Source organism: Bartonella sp. AP1QHHD, assembly GCF_042196265.1.
GTDB lineage: Bacteria > Pseudomonadota > Alphaproteobacteria > Rhizobiales > Rhizobiaceae > Bartonella.
Genome location: NZ_JBHIPW010000021.1, coordinates 329 through 20,862, shown reverse-complemented (window position 1 = coordinate 20,862; position 20,534 = coordinate 329). Strand labels below are relative to the sequence as shown.

The following is a 20,534-nucleotide window of genomic DNA, read 5'->3' as shown; positions in this document are numbered from 1 at the left end:
AAGATTAAATATTGTTAATTTATCGATAGAAAAATTTATTTTTTTCATTTATATGATTCCCGATTAATATTTTGAATATTAATTTTACGATCAACTTAAACATAAAGCGGGGAATTTTTCATGAAAAACATGAATAATTTGTTCAGTTGTGAACATACCTTACAAAAAACTACTCTATCCAACACACAAAAGAAATGGTTAACAGCAGCATTGATGCTGTTTATTGCCTTCATCGCACTGAGTGAGCCAGCATTTGCCGCAGGTGACTTTGGAAAAGTTGAAACTGCTCTTGATCAATTAGTCAAAGCTTTAACAGGAAACATTGCAAAATCGATTGCAACCATTGCGGTTGCTGGTATTGGGCTTGCATGGATTGCTGGTTATGTTGAAATGCGTAAAGCTTTCTTTGTTTGTGTTGGCATCGGCATTGTTTTTGGTGCACCACAAATCGCATCAATGTTTATGTCTTAATTCGCTTGACTCTAGCCTTTCAAAGCCATGAAAGAGCACGACAAGCTAACAGAAGATACGTTATTTCTTGCTTGCACACGCCCTGCAATGATTGCGGGCGTGACGGTGGAAGCTATGGGATTAAATGCGATAGGAACGATGATGTTGTTCATTATGACAGGCAATATTTTTCTTATCACCTTTGGTGTGATGCTGCATTTCATATTCAAGGAAATCCTAAAGCATGACCATAACAAATTTCGTATTCTTCTGACATGGCAAAAGACATCTATTTTTGCCAGAAATTCGAGTCTATGGGGTGGGGGAAGTATTTCTCCATTACGATTAATTCGTAATTATGAGGAATTATAATGAATAGAACAGAGCGCAAACGTGAAAAGCAGCCAGAGGCGATCATTCCTTACGTGCGCCATGTCAATAAACACATCATTGCGCTGGATTCACGCGCTCTCATGAGCGTTATTAAACTTGAAGGCATTAACTTTGAGACAGCGGATATTATTGATCTGAATGTGCTTCACGAACAGCTCAATAATCTGTTTAAAAACATAGCGGATGAACGGATAGCGCTTTATAGCCATATTATCAGAAAGCGTGAAACGATTTATCCGGATGGGACTTTCAGATCGGCATTTGCCAAGCAATTAGATGATAAATATCGCGAGCGGATGGTTTCACAGGAGCTTTATCGCAATGATCTTTATCTTTCGATTTTGTGGAATCCACACGTTGATCAAACGGATAAATTAGTGGAGTTTTTCAAACGTTTAGGCAAAGCCAAGCAAGAAAAGACAGAAGTTGATGCAGAGTCCATTCGCAAGCTTGAAGATATTACCACAAATCTTATTCAAAATTTAGAGCGTTATGGTGCAAGAAGACTGAGCCTTTATGAACATGAAGGTAATATTTATTCGCAGCAAAGTGAGTTTATCCACCAATTGGTGGGAGGTCGTCGTGAACGGACCCCTCTCACATGGGGGACGATAGCTTCGACTGTTTACTCAGACCGTCTCATTTTTGGGAAAGAGATCATAGAAATACGTTATGAGGCGGAACAGCGGTTTGCGGGCATGTTTGGTTGGAAAGAATATCCAGCAAAAACCAGGGTAGGCATGGCGGATGGTTTGCTCACGCTTCCCTTTGAGTTTATTTTCACCCAATCTTTTGTTTTCAAGAGCAAAAACATTGCCAAGCAAATTATGGGGCGCAAACAAAACCAAATGGTCAATGCAGGAGACCGTGCGGGCTCACAAATTATGGAACTTGATGATGCGCTTGATGATCTTGAATCCAATCGTTTTGTTTTAGGGGAGCATCATTTATCATTGGCAGTTTTTGCTGATACGCCGCAAGAATTAGCGGATAATCTTGCCAAAGCGCGTTCTCGTCTTACAGATGGTGGGGCTGTGATTGCGCGGGAAGATTTAGGGTTAGCGGCGGCTTGGTGGGCACAATTGCCTGGCAATTATGCTTATCGCACCCGCTCTGGTGCAATAACAAGCCGCAATTATGCAGCGCTTTCTCCTTTTCATTCTTTTCCGGTTGGAAAAATAGATGGCAATGTGTGGGGACCAGCGGTAGCCTTGATGAAAACCTCTGCTGGTTCACCGTTTTATTTTAACTTTCACTTTGGTGATTTAGGCAATACGTTTGTTTGTGGTCCCTCTGGTTCTGGGAAAACGGTTATTGTCAATTTTCTTTTAGCGCAACTTCAAAAGCATGATCCCAATATGGTCTTTTTTGACAAAGATCGGGGTGCAGAACTTTTTGTCAGAGCGGGTGGCGGCACTTATATGCCCTTGAAGAATGGTAGACCGACAGGCATAGCACCGCTAAAAGGCTTAGACTATAACAATCCAGCAGATAGAGTTTTTTTACGCCAATGGATTATAAAGCTTGTTTCGTCTGAAGATCAAAAGATCAGTGAATCAGAAAGACAAGACATTACGGCGGCTGTTGACCAGCTTGCCTTGTTACCAAAAGAACAACGGACGATCTCTGCCTTACAAATGTTTTTTGACACCACGCACAGAGAGGGGATATCGGGTCGTTTAGAAAGATGGTGTAAAGGCAATGCCTTAGGGTGGGTTTTTGACAATCCTGATGACGACATTGGCATTGATGCAAAATTTATTGGTTATGACATGACGGATTTTTTAGACAATAATGAAATTCGTCCACCATTGATGATGTATCTTTTTCATAGGATTTTGTCTCTAATTGATGGGCGTCGTATTATCATTGTCATTGATGAATTTTGGAAAGCCTTAGAGGATGATTCCTTTAAAGCCTTTGCGCAAGACAGGCTGAAAACTATTCGTAAACAAAATGGTTTGATGTTGTTTGCAACGCAATCTCCCAAAGATGCGATCAATTCGACTATTGCTCACACCATTATAGAGCAATGCCCCACACAAATTTATTTTCCTAATCAAAAGGGCAATCATGGGGATTATGTAGAAGGTTTTAAATTATCGGACAGAGAATTTAACCTGATACAATCAGAATTAAGCCGTGAGTCACGGCGTTTTCTCATCAAACAAGGACAAAGTTCAGTTGTAGCAGAACTAAATTTACGCGGCTTTGATGATGAAATAGCCATTTTAAGTGGCACCACCAAGAATATTGAACTCCTAGAGACCATTATGGATGAAGTTGGACAATCTCCAGAAAAATGGCTTCCTATTTTTCAAGAAAGGTCAAAGCAATGAAAAAACTTTTATTGGCAACAGCCGTCTATGCAGCTTCATTTGGCTTTCAAACAAATGCATTCGCTATCATGGTATATGATCCCGCGGCTGTTGGACAAATAATGAAACAAGTCCAGCAAGGCACACAACAGCTTGGCAAATTGCAAGAACAAATTCAACAAGGCAAACAACAGCTTGACCAATTAAAGAGCCAACTCGATCAAGCGAAACAATTATATAACTCCCTAAATGTCAAGCCTGACATTTCGGGATTGAAAGAGATGTTTAACAAGCAAGGGAGCAGTGGCGCCCTTCCTTCAGATTTTAACCACTTTCAACAATCGATGGGCAGCGGTGGTGGCGGTGGTGGCGGTGGCGGCGGTGGCGGCAGCAAAAACACGCAAAAATGGCAAGAAGAACTTAAATACAAAGAGCCCTCAGGGGGTGCTGGATCAAAAGAGTCCGTGGATGCTTTTTACGCACAGGAAGTGAAAAAAGCTGAACAGAACACGGTAGGACAAGCAGCAAAAGGCCAAGACGTCTACGAAGAAGCCAGTGAAACACAAAAAACCATTACCAAGCTCCTTGACGAACTTGGAAGTACTGAAGATGCGGGTAAAATTCAAGGCATTCAAGCACAATTATCAGCGATACAAGCAAAACTCCAAACACAAGTTCTCCAAATGCAAGCCGCCGCGATGATTCAACAAGCAGAGTACAAAGCTGCCGAACAACGAGCTTACGAAGAATTTTCAGCGCGATATGCAGATTATGCAAAAAAACTGCGTGGTCAATAAACGAGAAAAAAGAGGGGCTTGAATATGAACAAGATCATCATAACAACATTGCTACTTTGCACAGGGCTCATCACGGCTGGGTGTGAAAAAACCTATAGCGTCGCAGAATTTAAAAAAAATGAAAGCTTAATAAGAGAGTTTCAATGGAAGTGTGGAGCTTCTGATAATTCGAAAAATTGTCAAAATGTGCGACAAGCCGCGAAGGAACTTGATGAAGAACATTCTAAGAAAGCGTTAGAAAATTATAATAAAGCTCTAGAGAAAATAAATAAAAGGCGAGAAGAACGAGAAGCAGAAGAGCGCGCTAAAGCTAAACAACAACAGGACAGTCATTAATCATGAATAAAGTTCTCATAACAACATTGCTACTTTGCACAGGGCTTATCACAGCTGGATGTGAAAAAAACTATAGCGTAGCAGAATTTAAAAAAGATAAAAATTTACGCTTAGAGTGGGATGCTAAATGTGGATTCGCAGGAACTTCAAAAAATTGTGAAAACATGCGGTTAGCATTTTTAGAACTTGAAAAAGAATATGAAGCAAAAGCTGAAGAAAGAGAGCGTGAAGATGATGAAAAGTTTCAAAAAATGATTAGAGATTCCGAAGCCGAAATGAGAGCCAGACTTCAAAAAATGGAAGCTAATACTAAAAAAAAATTAGCTGAACAAGAAGCAAAAGAACGCGCTGAAGAAGAACAAAAAACAAAATAACGATTAAATTATTAAAAATACACAATGAATAGCGGAGCATCTCAATGGCTGTAGAAAGCAAAGGCGTATTTTCTTATATCGACAATATGTTAATGGATCCCATTACAAAGACAATGAATAGCACCATTACACATCGCTATTGCGCTTTAGCTGCTCAACTTAAAGAGCTTCGTACACTCTATAATATATTTATGGCAACATTATGTCTGTGCCCTAGATTTATCATCACTGGTTATAAAAACCGATAACACAAGCATAATTTAAAGATTATGCTCAAACCTCAAAAACTGAAAGAAAGAAGGGGAAATATCTATGAATAAAGTTCTCATAACAACATTGCTACTTTGCACAGGGCTCATCACCGCTGGATGTGAAAAAACCTATAGCGTTGCAGAATTTAAAAAAAATCCAAAATTATTTGATGAATGGGTCACGAGATGTGGAGGGATAGGAACTTCAAAAAATTGTGAAAACCTAAGAGTAGCAGGCGCTGAACTTGAGAAAGAACGTCGGGCAGAGATTGATGAACATAATCGCAAAATAGATGAAGAATTTAAAGCTAAAATGAAGGCTAAACTTGAAAAAATTGAAGCTGACACTAATAGATTGCGAGCCGAACGAGAAGCAAAAGAGCGCGCTAAAGCTGAACAAAAAGCGAAAGAACAGGCTGAACAGAACCAACATAATAATTGAATCAGAAATGATCATATTTGCAAAAATTAGATAGAATGGACGTGCAATGGCATTCGAAAAAATAGCTTTCTTTATCACAGCAGAAGATATGTTAATTAAACCTATTGTAAAGATAATGCATAACTCCGTTGAACATCTCTCATCGGCTTTAGGTACTCCACTTAAGCTGTCTTGTACAATTTACATTATATTTATTGGGTACAATATCATCTCAGGGCGTTCTTCCATGCCACTGTGGGAATTTATAACGACAGCTTTCAAACTTGGCATCATTGTTTCACTCACTACAAAGGCTGCTCTTTATAATGAGTGGATCGGGGATTTATTTTTCAATAGTCTGCCTAATGCCATTGCACATGCCACACAAGGTACAATACACTCAGATAAAAATATATGGGATGATCTGTTAAACAAAGCTGTTTCACATATTTTTGATGCAACAAAATCTTCATCATGGCTTGCATTGGGTGCGTATCTTATTTCATGGTTTTATGCTTCGCTCTGTTACACAATTGCTGCTGTTTTTTGCCTAATTGGTTTTATCGTCACAATGTTTGCTAAGCTGGGTTTATTTCTCGTCTTATCAGTGGGACCGCTCTTCATAAGCCTCTATATGTTTTCATCAACAAGAAGGTTTACAGAAGCATGGTTAGGACAAGTTGCAAACTTCATCATACTTCAGATATTAGTCATCTTGCTTGGTAGTATGTATATCGATCTTGCAATGAGCGTCTTTACAAAAGACATTAAAGATCTCATGTTTGCCTATGGAGAATTCTTCGTGGTTGGCATTGGTGGTATTTTTCTTTTCTTCAACTTACCTAGCATGGCTTCCGCTTTAGCCTCTGGGGGTGCATCCCTTACAGGCTCAGGCGGAGCTAAAACGATAACGAACGGTGCAAAAAAAATAGGATCACTAATAGCATCATTAGCAAAGGTCTAAGTTCAAATGCGGGAATTTAAAAAAATTGGGATTATCTTACCATTTCTCTTTCTCAGTGGCTGTGTGTCTTCACCAAACACACTGAAGTCACTCCCAAAGTGTGATGGATATTCTAAACGTCCACTCAACAGATCAATGTGGAATTGGGAAGGGAAAAAACCCACGCCCACGCCCATTATCATCAGTAACAACACCCCTTCACCCCTAAAAGAAGGCAAGCTGGAAATGCTTCTGGCACAAAAATTAACGGATGAAGAAATCAAATCTTACAAAAATTGCGGGCAAAAAGCATGAAAGAAAAAGATATAGAACAATATATTGCTGAAGCACGCTCGTTTGATCAAGATCGCATGCTCGCCTCACGCCGCACCACCCGCGTCTCGCTTGCCATTGCCGGCATCGCGGTTGCTGTTGCAATAATGTCTTCTCTCGCGGTCATCACCCTCACACCCCTTAAAACCGTGGAACCCTTTGTCATTCGCGTTGACAACTCAACCGGCATTGTTGAAGTCGTAGAAGCCTTAAAAGAAGGTCCAACAAACGTCGACGAAGCCATCACACGCTACTTTGCTGCAAAATATGTCCGCTCCCGTGAAGGCTTCACCACAGAAGAAACACAACACAACTTCCAAACCGTCTCCCTCCTCTCTTCTTCTGAAGAACAGGAAAGATTTGCCAGCTGGTATGGAGCAAGAAATCCCCAAAGTCCTCAAATTCTCTATAAACACGCCGCTGTTACAATAACAATAAAATCAATCTCCTTTATCAATGACGATGTTGCCCAAGTGCGTTACTACAGAACCATTCATGACAACGACAACAACAAAGAATTCATCACCCACTGGGTTGCAACACTTACCTTTGAATATATCAATGCCCCTATCTCTGTCCAAAACCGTTTGATAAATCCTCTAGGGTTTATTGTTAGTGAATATAGAACCGATCCGGAAGTGGTCAACTGATCATGACAAAAAAAATTCTTTTTTTCATTCTTAACATCGCTATTACCCTTTCTTTAACGCCTAGCCATGCCAGTATTTTTCCCACTCGTGCGCCAAGCGATAGCCGCATTCGCTTTATCAACTATGATGCCTATAATGTCACAAAAATTATTGGCTCCATACGCTCATCGGTACAAATAGAATTTTCTCCCAATGAAGAAATTGCTCATGTAGCGATTGGCAACAGCGTTGCATGGGAAGTTGCACCAGCGGGTAATATTCTTTTCCTCAAAGCGCGAGAAGTCCAACCCATTACCAATCTCCAAGTCGTCACCACAAAGCTTGATGGCTCAAAGCGCTCTTATCAATTTGAACTCATCATTAAAGATGGAGAAATTTCATCTGGACAAGAAACATATTTCCTTGTGAAATTTCGCTACCCACAAGAGGAAGCAGAACAAAGAAGACTCGCAGCCCTTATGCGACAAGAAAAACAACAAGCCCAGCGTATCGATAATGTCTTCAACGCTTCTGAAACCTACGGACCTCGCAATTGGGCTTACACCGCTCAAGGCTCTATCACTCTTGAACCCTCCTCTGTTTATGACAATGGCAAAACCACAACATTTACATTTCCAGACAACCAAGAAATCCCTGCCATTTACATTGTCAGCAATGACGGTACAGAATCGCTGGTTCCCAAAACCACAAGAGGCAACATGGTGATTGTCCATGCCATTAGCGCACGCTTCACCCTAAGACAGGGAAAAAACGTCCTATGCGTCTTTAACGAAGCCTATCAACCAAAAGGCACAAATCCAAATACCGGAACAACCTCACCATCTGTTGAACGTAAAATTGCATCAGATCTTTAAATAAGCGGGAATTGAAGGGGACAACACATGAGTGATAAACCAATCATCGAAGATCGCGGATCTATTGGGGATGGCAAAAACAATAGTGCCAAAAGCGCTGGCAAAAAAATAGTTGTCGCAATAGCCTGTATAGGAATCTGCGGCTATGTGCTCTGGAACATCTTATCCTCCCCCACAGAACAAAAAGACACCGCAAAAGCTCATAAAAAACAAGAAAAAAGCTTTCACAATTCCCTCGCCCCTTTAGAGCTCGCGCCCTCTGACCCGCGTGCAAACATAGCGCCAATAACCTTACCACCCCCACAACCACTCGCACAAGAACCCAAAAAAGATGACCCATTACTTGATGCCGCAAGACGTGCCCCTGTTTTAGCTTTTGCCAAAGGCTCTAAATCTCAATTAAAAGACATCGTCAACACGACTCTCAACCCCCTTGAAAAATTCCATGCCCTTGAAAATCTCGCGAATGCGCAAAATTCTCCTGCCCTTCAAGACACACAAAATTTTGCAACCCTATTAAAGCCTACCAAAACAGAAGAAGCAAAAGCAAAAGCAAAACTCATCGGCAATAGAAACTTTATCATCGCCATGGGAACCTCTATTCCCTGTATCTTAGAAACCGCATTAAACAGTGAGCAACCAGGCTTTGCAAGCTGCATCATCAACCGTGATATCCTCTCTGACAATGGGCGCGTTGTTTTGCTTGATAAAGGAACCCAAGTGATTGGCGAATACCGCGGAGGGATAAAACAAGGTCAATCTCGCCTCTTTGTGCTCTGGACAAGAGCAAAAACCCCAACCGGTGTCATCATCGACCTTGCCTCACCCGCAACCGACAGTTTAGGCAGAGCCGGTTTTGATGGCAACATCAACACCCATTGGTGGGAACGCTTTGGCTCTTCCCTTTTACTCACCGTTATTGATGGTGCCACAACAGTTTTAACAAATAAAATAGTAGGCAATTCCAATAAAGAAGGTTCAAAAAACTCTGGAGGCGGCGGTTTTGAAGGCGCAAACAACACTGGAAAAGAGTCCGCCAGTATTGCCCTTGAAAATCAAATCAATATTCCTCCTACCTTAGAAAAATTTCAAGGCGAACTGGTCAACATCTTTGTAGCAAAAGATCTCGATTTTTCCTCTGTCTATAAACTAGTCGTAAAGAGCAAAAGAAACCGCTCTACTCCCAGCTATTCCTTTTTTCATTAAGCCAATAAAGTCACATTATGCCATCAGCAAAAAATGCAGAACGCGCCTCCATCGTTTTAACAAAATTAAAGATCTTAGATGACTTCCTCAATAATGACAATTTATTTGAAATTGTTATCAATCGCCCTGGCGAAGTAATCGTTGAGGGTCCCAATGGTTGGCAAACCCACATCTTAAAAGAACTAACCTACAGCGAACTAGAAGGGATTGCAAAAGTTGTTGCTGCCTACACAACACAAAAAATCAGTGTAGAAAACCCCGTTCTCTCCGCAACACTGCCAAACAACGAACGCATACAAATTGTTATGCCTCCAGCTGTTGCAGCCAATACCATTAGCATGACCATTCGTAAACCTTCATCACGCACTTTTTCTCTTGAAAGTTTACATGAAAACAATCTGTTTTCTGTCGCCCAAAACACCAGTTTCACACCTACGCAACAAATGACAGAACGGTTATCCGAACTCTCTGATACAGACAAAGAGCTAACAGATCTCTTTATCGCCAAAGACTTTTGCACCTTTTTAGAAAGAGCCGTTATTACACAACAAAATATCTTAATATCGGGCAAAACCGGTTCCGGGAAAACAACCCTCTCCAAAGCTTTGATTGCAAAAATCCCTGACTATGAACGAATTCTCACCATTGAAGACACGCCAGAACTTGTCGTTCCGCACGCCAACAAAGTCCAACTTTTTTATTCAAAAGATAACCAAGGCTTAGCAAAAGCAGGCGCAAAAGAACTGCTTGAATCTGGCTTACGCATGCGCCCCGACAGAATCCTTCTACAAGAGCTGCGTGATGGTACAGCCTTTTACTACATCCGTAATGTCAATTCTGGTCACCCCGGCTCCATTACCACCGTCCACGCCTCAACAGCACTTGCAGCCTTTGAACAAATGACCCTTTTAGTAAAAGAAAGTGACGGTGGTGGTAATTTAGCACGCGATGATATCCGCGGCTTATTAATCTCGATGATAGATGTCATCATCCAATGCAAACGCCTTGAAGGAAAATTTCGTGTAACAGAAATTTATTACGACCCTTTCAAGCGCCGTGATGCTTTTTAAAAACTGTCGAAATCACTTAAATAAATCATTCATATCTTTCGCGAAATATACATCTTATCCTTTTTTACTCTTTTCAAAAGTTTTAAGCGTTTCCGCATTAGAAACAGCCATATCAAACGGCAATCCTCTTTCATCAACAACTTTTGTCAAAGCAATCCGGATAAATCAGACACCGTAAGTCCTAAACTTGCTAATATTTCACCGGCTTCTTTTTTAATGTCCTATCTATGCGGGCTCGTACAACGTCTTTTGTCACACTCATATTAAACCTCTTTTGATTACCTCTCTTTTACCATATGGCTTAATAGGGCTTATACAGCATAAGGCTTTATTCTTGCCCTTACCGTATCATATCTATTGATCTTGCACGCGCTATTGCGTTGATTTTCTCCTGTTGTCTCTGTTGCAAAAACTTAACTGCCATTTGAAATTCTTTTATGTGTTCTTTATTATAAGACTGTTCTTTGGGGATTGCTTTTGATAAATCAAAACCATATTTATGAATGGCATCCTGTCCAAAACGTTTATCTAAAGCACTTTGTAGCTTTAAAAACTCTTGATTAACCTGCTCTGGTATCTTTGAATAACTATCACAACCAGCTTCAACATTTTTCATAAAAGTCACTGCTTCTTGTGAAAGCGAGGGGACTTCAACTTTCAATCGCTCACGCTCCCGTACAACCCTATTTACATGTGTCTCATAAGAATTCTTATAAAAGGCTTGAAGCTTTTTAATAGAAGAAAGTGCACGAGGAACATGAGAAAGCGCTTCTTTTCGTTCTTTTCCTGTAGATTTGAGTTTATCGATTAAACGATCTGCCCCACGCAGTTCACCCGCTCTATCAGGTTCCCTTTCCAAAATATCAGGCAATTTATCGCCTTTACCTGCTAAAATCGTCTGCTCAATCTTGAGTGCGGCAGCTTGCGGATCTTTATAAATAGATGCTAAACGACTGTTTAACTCCTTAAACATATTAACATAAGATTTTTCATTCCTAAGAGCGCTAAGCGCTTTCTGTTCTAAATTAGAATTATCTATATAAGCCGCAAGGTATGGCTCTCGTTCTGTTGCTTTTGCAACAACATTCAAATCATTTTGTAATTGTTCAAGTTCTTCTTTTTGACGTTTAGCAAAACTTGTCTTTTCTCTATCCCAAGGAGTTTCAATCTTCTCTTTTTGTTGTTCCAAGCACTCTTTATTAAGATCAACGCCAAAAGCAATATTTTTGCCAATACCTTGAGAAACATCATCCCTTTTATTTTCTGTAAACTTGGTAAGGTTCTTATAGATGAGTGCAGACAGATATTCTGAATTACCAAAATGTGCTTTAATTGACGCACGTGTCATTTCTTGTCGCTCAATACCCTTCCAGTTGATATGATAACCAGCTTCACAAGCCAGTTGCACCATAAATTCACGCTGAGTACGCCCATTCCCCTCTCGAAACGGATGCAACGCATTCAACTCGCCCATGTAATATCCAGCCCTTTGGCTAAAGTCATAAGCGCCAAGACCACGCAGATACTGTTCTTTTGCAAGCTTTTGTGTAATCTTCGGTGCATAACTTTCAATCTGATTATAACTAGCAAATATACTATTACCTTTGGCAATATCCACTAAACGAATTTGTCCCGCCCATTCATATATGTCGCCAAACAGCCTTCTATGGATCTCTTTCATGTAATCCAGATCAAATTTACCACCAATAGGAGTATGTACAAATTCGAAAGATTTTACATAAGTAATAGTAGATTCTACACGCTGCAGTGTGGCTTTGTCTTTAATACCAAGCCGATTATACATCACACCAGTTTCAGGATCAGTATAAGAATCGCCGCTCCCCTTATACTTCTCCACGTCTTACACGCTCCATATAATCTGTGATGATATCACTTATTTCAAGTTCACCTATAATATAACGCTCTACTTGAGCAACAACCAGCGGATCTGGTTCTAATCCCTCTAAACGTTGGCTTGCCAATGCATTTTCAGCAGCAATGCGACGCAGCTTAATTTCCTCTTCACTCAACATATAAAACCCTCATTTGCTTACATTTATTATAGCCAAACAGACTATAGAAACAAGATTTTATTCCTTGTCTTACCCCGCCGTCACATCTTTTGACCTTGTACGCTCATACGCATGATTTAGCTCTTGTATACGTCTCTGTTGCAAAAACTTAACTGCCATTTGAAGCTCTTTTATGCAATCTTGATCATGAGACTGTTGTTAAGGAATTTTTTTGATAGATCATAATTTGTTTGCATAACAAGCCAAGCACGTGCTGTGCTTACACCAGACATTTCAAGCCTAATAGCAAGATTAGCTCTCATAGCGCGGCTTTTTCATTTAAAACTCTAGAAAGTGCTACACGAGATATACCAAGCCACTCTGCTGCTTCATTAAAGGATAAACCAAGCTCTTTGATCACATCTTCACGCAATAATTCACCGGGATGTGAAGGATTCTTCATCATTGTTTAGATCTCCTTTTTGATGATAATCCAGATAATCAACCATTTCGACATCTATGCTATCAAAGCGAAATATTACGCGACAATTTCCATTTACAGTAATTGACCAATAATCCTTGAAATCACCCTTTAGCAGATGTAATCAAAAGGATGGATAACTCAAAATCTTTTGGCGATACATCTACTTCAAGAGCACTTAGAATACGCTTTAATTTTTGAGCATGGGCGGTTCTAATCCCTTCAGTCGTACCAGTATTATAGAAGGCTTCAATCCTTTTATGTTTAAATCTTAAAATGATAAATGAATATAGAGTGTACCCCTCCAAGATACAAAAAATGTTCATTATTTTTACATCACATAGCTTTTTTTACTTTATAAACATTAGAACTATCGTGAAAAAAATTGATCATTCCCATCTCTTTCTCATTATTCTACTAATTATTGGAAAAGTATAAGTTCATAATTAGGAGGAGCTAAACGTAATAGGAGCGTATCATATCTCCAATTGGCAGCGGCACTTAGAAACATCAAGATGATATAACCACAATGACCATTGCTGTTTGATGTTCATGGGGCGCTGCACCCGCTGGATATCCAGTAAAAAGAATGAATAATACTAATAAACTCTCCCCCCTACAAACTCTGTTAAACTAATAACCGGTTTACGAATAAGTAAAAGAAAAAGGAAAATCAAAAAAAGGCATATTTTTCATATCTTACGAAATATAGAGAAATCTATACGCATTGTAGTTATTAGAATTGGACTTTTCCCTTTTTTATTTAATTTGTTCGTAGATAGAGTATCCATTACCGTTATTACATCACTGAGTTAATAATCATACCTTTTGTAATTGCCAAAATCCCACATTATAATAATATCTTTATCAAAAGATGATCTGATAATTTTCTCAAAAAATTCAAGATTCCTCAAGTGCAGTACCCATGCGTACATCATGATGAATAATAACATCCATCAACTCTGTCACAACAGTGTCCAATACTTCTCGTGCATCGCCTTCAGCCATAAGGCGGATAACCGGTTCCGTTCCAGAAGCGCGGATCACCAGCCGTGCCTCTTTTCCCAACCGCTTCTCTGCTTGATTAATAGCCGTTTTGACGGGATTTTTTTTCAGGACATTTTTATTTTTAATCGTTACATTTTTTAAAATTTGCGGTACAGGTTCAAACCGTTTACACAATTGGCTCATAGGACTTTGGCTTTCCTTCATACAGGCTAAAACCTGCAATGCAGCCACCAAGCCATCACCCGTTGTACCAAAATCACTAAGCACAATATGCCCAGAAGCCTCACCACCAACATTATATCCCTTTTGGCGCATGGCATCGACAACATAACGATCTCCAACTTTTGTCCTTACAAGGTGCAATCCTTTGCTATTCAAGAAACGCTCTAGTCCAAGATTTGACATAATCGTTGTGACAACACCATTGCACCGTAATCGTCCCATTTTATGCCAATTTTCAGCAATTACAGCAATCAACTGATCTCCATCAACCGTTTGTGCTTTTTCATCAACAATGAGAACACGATCTCCATCTCCATCAAGAGCAATCCCCACATCAGCACGCACTTCATGCACTTTTCGTTTTAAAGAGCTTAAATCGGTTGATCCACATTTTTGATTAATATTGGTCCCATTGGGCTCATCATGAATAGCAAAAACCTCAGCCCCCAATTCCCATAAAGCACGGGGAGCCGCTTTATAAGCAGCCCCATTGGCACAATCCACAACAATACGCACAGTATCTAAGCGAACATCACGCGGCAAAGTTCGTTTGGCATATTCAATATAACGATAAATATCTCCCTCAACCCGTTTTGCATAACCAATTTCGGCAGAACTTGCTAAAGACTTTGAAAGATCTGTATCGATCAATTGTTCAATTTTCGCTTCCATATCATCTGAAAGTTTAAAACCATCAGGACCAAAAAGTTTAATTCCATTATCATAGAACGGATTATGAGAAGCAGAAATCATCACCCCAAGATCTGCGCGCAAAGAGCGGCAAAGCATTGCAACAGCAGGTGTTGGCACTGGACCCAATAAAAAAGCTTCCATCCCCGCAGCAGTCAACCCTGAAACCAAAGCATTTTCCAACATATAGCCAGATAATCGTGTATCCTTGCCAATCACCACACGATGAGATTGATGTTGTGAGCGAAATAAAACCCCTACCGCCATCCCCACCTTCATGGCAAAATCGGGTGTCATAGGAAATGAATTGGCTTTCCCCCGAATTCCATCTGTACCAAAATATTTTTGCACCATGCCTCTTTCCTTTAATATATAATTCTTCCCTTGGCTTTTCCTTAAAACCCTAACAAGCCCCCTTGGTACAATAGTCCTCCTCTCCCCGTATAAAATCAGATCATTGATCTTAAACCTTAATGCATTTAGAACAATCAAGCCCCCTATTCACCATCTACACATCTAAACCACTCTCAAGCAATTATGTTTACACCCTTACACATAAAAGCAATATTATCTCCTCAAAATGCTCTATACATCCCTTTAACACAACCAACGGATAATCTCACACACTTGCTAAATCCGTAAAGGAAAATACCACCTCGCCTTGTAGCCTGCTAAAACTGTTATCATACAACAGCTTTGCTTAATTTTTTGCTTCCATATTTTTGCAAATATTACAAGAAAGGCGCAAACAAAACTTGCGCCTTTCTCAAAGAATTTAGAAGTTTTCCTAAAACATCGTCACTCAAGCGATATTAAACAGTTCTTATTTTTCTTTATCATGTCCCGCAGTATTGGACTTCTTTTCAGCATTACTTTTAGAGCGGTTGACTGATTTTGTGGTACCTTTTGTGCTTTGCGCTTTTTTCTCAGTCTCATCCGATTGCACTTCTTTAGACTGAGCCTCCTTAGGCTCAACATTACCGGATTTTGCTGTTTTTTTCCCAACAGCTACCTCTGCTTTACCTGCCTTGCCTTTATCGGTCTCTTCTTTATGAGGCACTGTTTTAGGGGCTGCTTCAGCATCTTTTTCATCTACCACTGTTATCTCTGCTCTGACCGTTCCAGTTTTTGGAACAGAAGACCCCCGTGGCGCAGCACCCTCATCTTTCTGTGTGCGTGAAGGAAGCTTTCCTGCAATAACTTCGTTAATTTCAGCTCCCGTTAAAGTCTCATATTCCAACAAACCTTGTGCCAAAGCAAACCATTCTTTTCTTTTTGTTTTCAAAATGTTTGTCGCATTTTTATAGGCATCATCAATAAGCTTACGCACTTCCATATCAATCATGCGCGCTGTTTCTTCAGAAACATTTTGTGTTCGCGCAACAGAATGACCCAAAAAGACTTCATCTTGGTTATCGCCATAAGCTACATTTCCAAGCAGATCAGAAAATCCCCACCGTGTGATCATCGCGCGTGCTAATTTCGTCGCTTGCTCAATATCAGAAGAAGCACCGGAGGTGATATTTTCCTTTCCAAACTTTAATTCTTCAGCCACACGTCCACCCATCATAATGGCCAGACGAGAAATCATCCAGCGATAACTCATAGAATAGCGATCGCCTTCAGGCAATTGCATCACCATTCCCAATGCTCTTCCCCTTGGAACGATTGTTGCTTTGTGGACAGGATCAGCAACCGGCACATTAAGAGCCACAATAGCATGTCCTGCTTCATGATAAGCAGTGAGTTCTTTTTCCTCTTGTGTCATAGCGGTTGAACGACGTTCAGCCCCCATCATCACCTTATCTTTGGCATCTTCGAATTCTTGCATCGTGACAACTCTTTTATTACGGCTTGCAGCCATAAGAGCAGCTTCATTGACTAGATTCATCAGGTCCGCACCTGAAAATCCTGGTGTTCCCCTTGCCAAAATTTTCAAATCAACGTTAGGCGCTAAAGGCACGTTGCGCACATGCACTTTCAAGATTTGTTCACGCCCAGAAACATCAGGGTTTGGCACAACAACTTGCCGATCAAAACGCCCTGGTCTCAATAAAGCAGGATCAAGCACATCGGGACGGTTTGTTGCGGCAATAAGAATAATACTTTCATTGGGCTCAAACCCATCCATTTCGACAAGCAACTGGTTTAAGGTCTGTTCACGTTCATCGTTTCCACCGCCAAGACCAGCCCCCCGATGGCGCCCAACAGCATCGATTTCATCAATAAAGATAATACAAGGTGCATTTTTTTTAGCCTGTTCGAACATATCGCGCACACGGCTTGCCCCAACACCAACAAACATTTCAACAAAATCAGACCCTGAAATGGTAAAGAATGGCACATTGGCTTCACCGGCCACAGAGCGTGCTAGCAAAGTTTTACCGGTTCCTGGAGGACCAACAAGCAAAACACCGCGTGGGATACGCCCCCCTAAGCGTTGAAATTTTTGTGGTTCGCGTAAAAATTCAACAATTTCTTGAAGATCTTGCTTTGCTTCTTCAACGCCAGCAACATCTTTAAAGGTAATACGCCCTTGCGCTTCATTAAGCAATCTTGCTTTCGATTTCCCAAATCCCATTGCACCACGTGACCCATTTTGCATTTGCCGCATAAAAAAGACCCACGCCCCCACGATAATAATAACAGGCAATAAGGAAAAGAGGAGATTGAGGAAAATGCTATTTCCAGAGCTTTCAGGAATAGCTTTAACATTAACGTTTTTGCTTTCCAATTTTTGTATCAAACCTGGATCGCGAGGAGCATAGGTTGAAATAGCTCTATGTTCAATGGTTTTTCCTGTTAATTTTTGACCTTGAATGGTCACAGATTTCAACTCATTATTCTCAACTTTTTGCAAAAATTCAGAATAGGAGACTTCTCCACCACCAGAACGTTGGCTATCTCCATTAAAGAGAGAAAACGACACAATCAAAATCAAGGCAATAACTCCCCAAATAAGGAGAGAGCGGTAATTGGAATTCATATTCAGCCCACTTAATCAAATATAGATTTCAAACAGTTCCCCTTAACATATAACCTTGTCAGCCCCTTGCCAAGGGATGAGAAGCTGTTTATTTTCTTTTAAAGTAATTTTCCTTTATCTTTTCACCTCAATATTAAAAAAAGGTTCCACAACATTCACCAAGGCAGCATCTTCTCGTGAGGAAAGCCAATCGAAAGGTGCCATAATCCGCTTGACGATAACATGTTTATGAACAACTGCTTGAGAAATCAACTCTGGAATATCATACCCTTTATGATTTGAAATCATCAGCAGCGATTGTAAAGAGGGAAAATGAGGCTTTTCAAGCTCAAAATCGCTATTTTTTAATAAAAATTTCAGCTGTTCTAAATTTGCGGCTCCAACCTTTATAGCCTCATATCCATGATTTGTGATATGATAGCGCCTATCCCATATAAAAGTTTTATCTGGCTCAACGATAGCCTCTTTCATATTTCGCCCTTCACGCCACAAAGAAATTCCCTGCTTGTTATATTCAATAACAGAGCCCGCATAAGTAAAACGCTTCTTTTCTGGAGAATCGAGACAGAGTTTTTGAACAAGTATGCTTAATTTCTGATTGGGGAGTAAATAAAATCCCCCTCCCATCAGCACAGCAAAGAGCCCCACCACGAAAGGAAAACTGGAATGTTTCTGTAAAAATAGCGCAGGCTTTGCTATGAAACAACGCCCATGTTGGACAGTAATATCCAGCGCTAAGATCAAATCAGCAATATTTTTTGCTTGTTGACGACGCTGCAATGCGGCTTCATTTATTTTTTGAGCAATATAAGCCAATTTTTGTGGAGAAAGAGATTGACGCACGCGCACACGTTCAAAATTGCGATCTTCATTGGTTGGATCATCAATCCATGTTTGTCCTTGTAAGCGTAAATAATTCCGTAATGTTTGGCGTTTTACACCAAGGAGTGGCCGAATCAAACGCACTTTTCTATGCAACAACGCCTCACGCGGAATACAAGATAAACCACGTTCATAGAGGGGACCATAGTTTTTTTCGGAAATATTTTTTCTTGTTTTTCTGGTATGATCCTCATCACGCATAGCAACAGCTTCACCGCGCAAAATACCAGCAAAACCGCCCGCAGAAACTCCATCACGCATGGCAACAGCTTCACTATATAAAGCACCTCTATTCTTTTGGAGACGTTGATACCGCATTTGATAAGTTTCAACCTGATCATTGAGTGTATGCCCCGTCATAATAAGTGATGCGCCTTGTTTTTGTGCTTCTTTAACCAAGAGATCATAGCGTGCAACACGCGCGCTGGAAGCAATATGCGTCTTTGGCTTTTCGCCTTCCCATCGCACAGTGATATGTTGAATATCATGGACACGACAAATTTTCGCAACAGTTTCTGCCTCACGCATCGATTCTTTACGCAATTGATGATCAACCGTGACAACAATCATTTCTGGAGGAAATGCGAGAGTTTCCAAATGCTCTTTGACCAAAAACATCAAAGCCAAAGAATCACTTCCCCCTGAGACGGCAAGAATCAACTTCTGACATTGAATAAAATCCGATGTTTTAAAGAGATTTCTTGCCAGTCTAACGCACACCAAAAACGACCTCGCTGTTTATTTTGCAGGTTTACAAAAAACAGATGCTAATGTTTGTTGACGTTTTGATTTTTTCACAAAATGAGCACAATCGTCTTTATTTGGCTCAAGAGCGATCATACTTCTTGCTAATTTCAGCAAAATCTCGGAGGTATAGAGCTTCTTTTTATCTGCATACCATGCGGTAAGATAAACTTGTGCTGCTTCATGATAGCGTTTTTGCCCCAACAAAGATTCGGCCAACCAAAATAAAGCGTCATCACTCAAAGAATCTTTTTTGTAACGATTTTGAAAAGCGCAAAAGCTTTTTTCAGCATCAACATAGTTGGCAGAACGAATAAAATCATACCCTTCCTTATACAAAGCTTTAGAAGAAGAAAGATTGTCACTCTGATGTGCTTCAATTGGAGCACCTACTTCATACGCTTTGTTAAAAGGTTGACTGTTTTCATGGTCATGGCTCTCCACCTTAGCTTCCACAGCAGCAACCTTTGTCTGATCACCTGTACTATGGTCCTGCTCCATCTCTTCTTTTACAGTCTGAGATTTTTCATCTACAGCAGACTTTTCAAAAGAACAAGAATAAACAGAAGAGGCTTCTGTATCAAAAAGCTTGTGAAACTGCTTGTTAACATTTTTTAGACTGTTATGCTCAAGCACCATTCGTATCTTATGCAAAAGCTTATCTAAATCATAATCTTTAAATAAAGCCTGTTGATTCTCTAAAATAATCCCTTGGTGCTCCGCAACACTAGTAGCTTTTTCCACCACATCAGATGCTGCTTTATCAGCTGCTTCAGGTGCTTTCTTCACAGCATCGACAGCCTTATTAACAGCGTCAGTGGCTTTTTCCGCTGCATCAGATGCTGCTTTATCAGCTGCTTCAGGTGCTTTCTTCACAGCATCGACAGCCTTATTAACAGCGTCAGTGGCTTTTTCCGCTGCATCAGATGCTGCTTTATCGGCTGCATCAGGTGCTTTCTTCATAGCATCGACAGCCTTATTAACAGCGTCAGTGGCTTTTTTCGCCGCGCTAGATGCTGCTTTATCAGCTGCTTCAGGTGCTTCTTTCACTGCATCGACAGCCTTATTAACAGCGTCAGTGGCTTTTTCCGCTGCATCAGATGCTGCTTTATC

At 40.4% G+C, this 20,534-nt stretch carries 21 protein-coding genes and 2 pseudogenes; 14 read left to right on the top strand and 9 right to left on the bottom strand.

Annotated features, from left to right (window positions below):
• The first annotated feature begins 120 nt into the window (after positions 1-120).
• The 14 genes from ACFIME_RS02800 to virB11 all read left to right on the top strand — a co-directional run bounded on the left by ACFIME_RS02800 (position 121) and on the right by virB11 (position 10,396).
• Positions 121-471 carry a TrbC/VirB2 family protein gene (locus ACFIME_RS02800; protein WP_375662483.1) on the top strand — a complete coding sequence of 117 codons (351 nt, stop codon included), beginning with the start codon at positions 121-123 and terminating at the stop codon, positions 469-471.
• A gap of 27 nt (positions 472-498) precedes the next feature.
• Entirely contained in the window at positions 499-822 is a 324-nt protein-coding gene (locus tag ACFIME_RS02795) for a type IV secretion system protein VirB3 (protein ID WP_015856920.1), read from the top strand.
• Positions 822-3,182, top strand: coding sequence for a VirB4 family type IV secretion/conjugal transfer ATPase (locus tag ACFIME_RS02790; protein WP_375684454.1), 2,361 nt, complete (start codon positions 822-824; stop codon positions 3,180-3,182). The genes ACFIME_RS02795 and ACFIME_RS02790 overlap by 1 nt, the downstream gene beginning before the upstream one ends.
• Complete coding sequence (locus ACFIME_RS02785) at positions 3,179-3,958, top strand: type IV secretion system protein (RefSeq protein WP_375684453.1); 780 nt, start codon at positions 3,179-3,181, stop codon at positions 3,956-3,958. Before ACFIME_RS02790 ends, ACFIME_RS02785 begins: the two co-directional genes overlap by 4 nt.
• A gap of 24 nt (positions 3,959-3,982) precedes the next feature.
• Entirely contained in the window at positions 3,983-4,294 is a 312-nt protein-coding gene (locus ACFIME_RS02780; RefSeq protein WP_375684452.1) for an EexN family lipoprotein, read from the top strand.
• A gap of 2 nt (positions 4,295-4,296) precedes the next feature.
• Positions 4,297-4,668, top strand: coding sequence for an EexN family lipoprotein (locus tag ACFIME_RS02775; protein WP_375684451.1), 372 nt, complete (start codon positions 4,297-4,299; stop codon positions 4,666-4,668).
• A 44-nt stretch (positions 4,669-4,712) separates the two neighbouring features.
• Positions 4,713-4,916, top strand: coding sequence for a hypothetical protein (locus ACFIME_RS02770; protein WP_375684450.1), 204 nt, complete (start codon positions 4,713-4,715; stop codon positions 4,914-4,916).
• 64 nt (positions 4,917-4,980) lie between these two features.
• Positions 4,981-5,361: an EexN family lipoprotein gene (locus ACFIME_RS02765; protein ID WP_375645889.1), complete on the top strand. Its 381-nt coding sequence runs from the start codon at positions 4,981-4,983 to the stop codon at positions 5,359-5,361.
• Positions 5,362-5,407: 46 nt separating this feature from the next.
• A complete protein-coding gene (locus tag ACFIME_RS02760) occupies positions 5,408-6,304 on the top strand; it encodes a type IV secretion system protein (RefSeq protein ID WP_375680749.1) in 897 nt (298 codons plus the stop codon).
• Positions 6,305-6,310: 6 nt separating this feature from the next.
• Entirely contained in the window at positions 6,311-6,598 is a 288-nt protein-coding gene (locus ACFIME_RS02755) for a type IV secretion protein VblB7 (RefSeq protein ID WP_375632018.1), read from the top strand.
• Positions 6,595-7,266 carry a virB8 family protein gene (locus ACFIME_RS02750; protein ID WP_375684449.1) on the top strand — a complete coding sequence of 224 codons (672 nt, stop codon included), beginning with the start codon at positions 6,595-6,597 and terminating at the stop codon, positions 7,264-7,266. Before ACFIME_RS02755 ends, ACFIME_RS02750 begins: the two co-directional genes overlap by 4 nt.
• Before the next feature lie 2 nt (positions 7,267-7,268).
• A complete protein-coding gene (gene virB9 / locus ACFIME_RS02745) occupies positions 7,269-8,120 on the top strand; it encodes a P-type conjugative transfer protein VirB9 (RefSeq protein ID WP_375684448.1) in 852 nt (283 codons plus the stop codon).
• 27 nt (positions 8,121-8,147) lie between these two features.
• Positions 8,148-9,326, top strand: a complete 1,179-nt coding sequence (virB10, locus tag ACFIME_RS02740; RefSeq protein WP_375684447.1) for a type IV secretion system protein VirB10 — start codon at positions 8,148-8,150, stop codon at positions 9,324-9,326.
• A gap of 17 nt (positions 9,327-9,343) precedes the next feature.
• On the top strand, positions 9,344-10,396 hold the full coding sequence (gene virB11, locus ACFIME_RS02735) for a P-type DNA transfer ATPase VirB11 (protein WP_375633411.1): 1,053 nt from the start codon (positions 9,344-9,346) through the stop codon (positions 10,394-10,396).
• A gap of 54 nt (positions 10,397-10,450) precedes the next feature.
• Here virB11 and ACFIME_RS02730 read toward each other — a convergent pair whose 3' ends face one another.
• The 9 genes and pseudogenes from ACFIME_RS02730 to ACFIME_RS02690 form a co-directional block, all read right to left on the bottom strand.
• Complete coding sequence (locus tag ACFIME_RS02730) at positions 10,451-10,519, bottom strand: hypothetical protein (RefSeq protein ID WP_375684458.1); 69 nt, start codon at positions 10,517-10,519, stop codon at positions 10,451-10,453.
• A gap of 217 nt (positions 10,520-10,736) precedes the next feature.
• Complete coding sequence (vbhT, locus tag ACFIME_RS02725; protein WP_375684446.1) at positions 10,737-12,254, bottom strand: type II toxin-antitoxin system protein adenylyltransferase VbhT; 1,518 nt, start codon at positions 12,252-12,254, stop codon at positions 10,737-10,739.
• Positions 12,241-12,429, bottom strand: coding sequence for an antitoxin VbhA family protein (locus ACFIME_RS02720; protein WP_375684445.1), 189 nt, complete (start codon positions 12,427-12,429; stop codon positions 12,241-12,243). The genes vbhT and ACFIME_RS02720 overlap by 14 nt, the downstream gene beginning before the upstream one ends.
• Before the next feature lie 170 nt (positions 12,430-12,599).
• Positions 12,600-12,874: pseudogene (locus tag ACFIME_RS02715) on the bottom strand (HigA family addiction module antitoxin).
• Positions 12,846-12,974: a hypothetical protein gene (locus tag ACFIME_RS02710; RefSeq protein ID WP_375634445.1), complete on the bottom strand. Its 129-nt coding sequence runs from the start codon at positions 12,972-12,974 to the stop codon at positions 12,846-12,848. The pseudogene ACFIME_RS02715 and the gene ACFIME_RS02710 overlap by 29 nt, the downstream one beginning before the upstream one ends.
• 815 nt (positions 12,975-13,789) lie before the next feature.
• The gene (gene glmM / locus ACFIME_RS02705; protein ID WP_375684444.1) at positions 13,790-15,163 is read right to left on the bottom strand and encodes a phosphoglucosamine mutase; all 1,374 of its coding nucleotides are present in this window, start codon (positions 15,161-15,163) and stop codon (positions 13,790-13,792) included.
• Positions 15,164-15,632: 469 nt separating this feature from the next.
• A complete protein-coding gene (gene ftsH, locus ACFIME_RS02700) occupies positions 15,633-17,795 on the bottom strand; it encodes an ATP-dependent zinc metalloprotease FtsH (protein ID WP_375637006.1) in 2,163 nt (720 codons plus the stop codon).
• Between the two features lie 114 nt (positions 17,796-17,909).
• Positions 17,910-19,397, bottom strand: coding sequence for a tRNA lysidine(34) synthetase TilS (gene tilS, locus ACFIME_RS02695; protein ID WP_375634430.1), 1,488 nt, complete (start codon positions 19,395-19,397; stop codon positions 17,910-17,912).
• Between the two features lie 18 nt (positions 19,398-19,415).
• Positions 19,416-20,534, bottom strand: a pseudogene (locus tag ACFIME_RS02690) (tol-pal system protein); the annotation flags it as partial.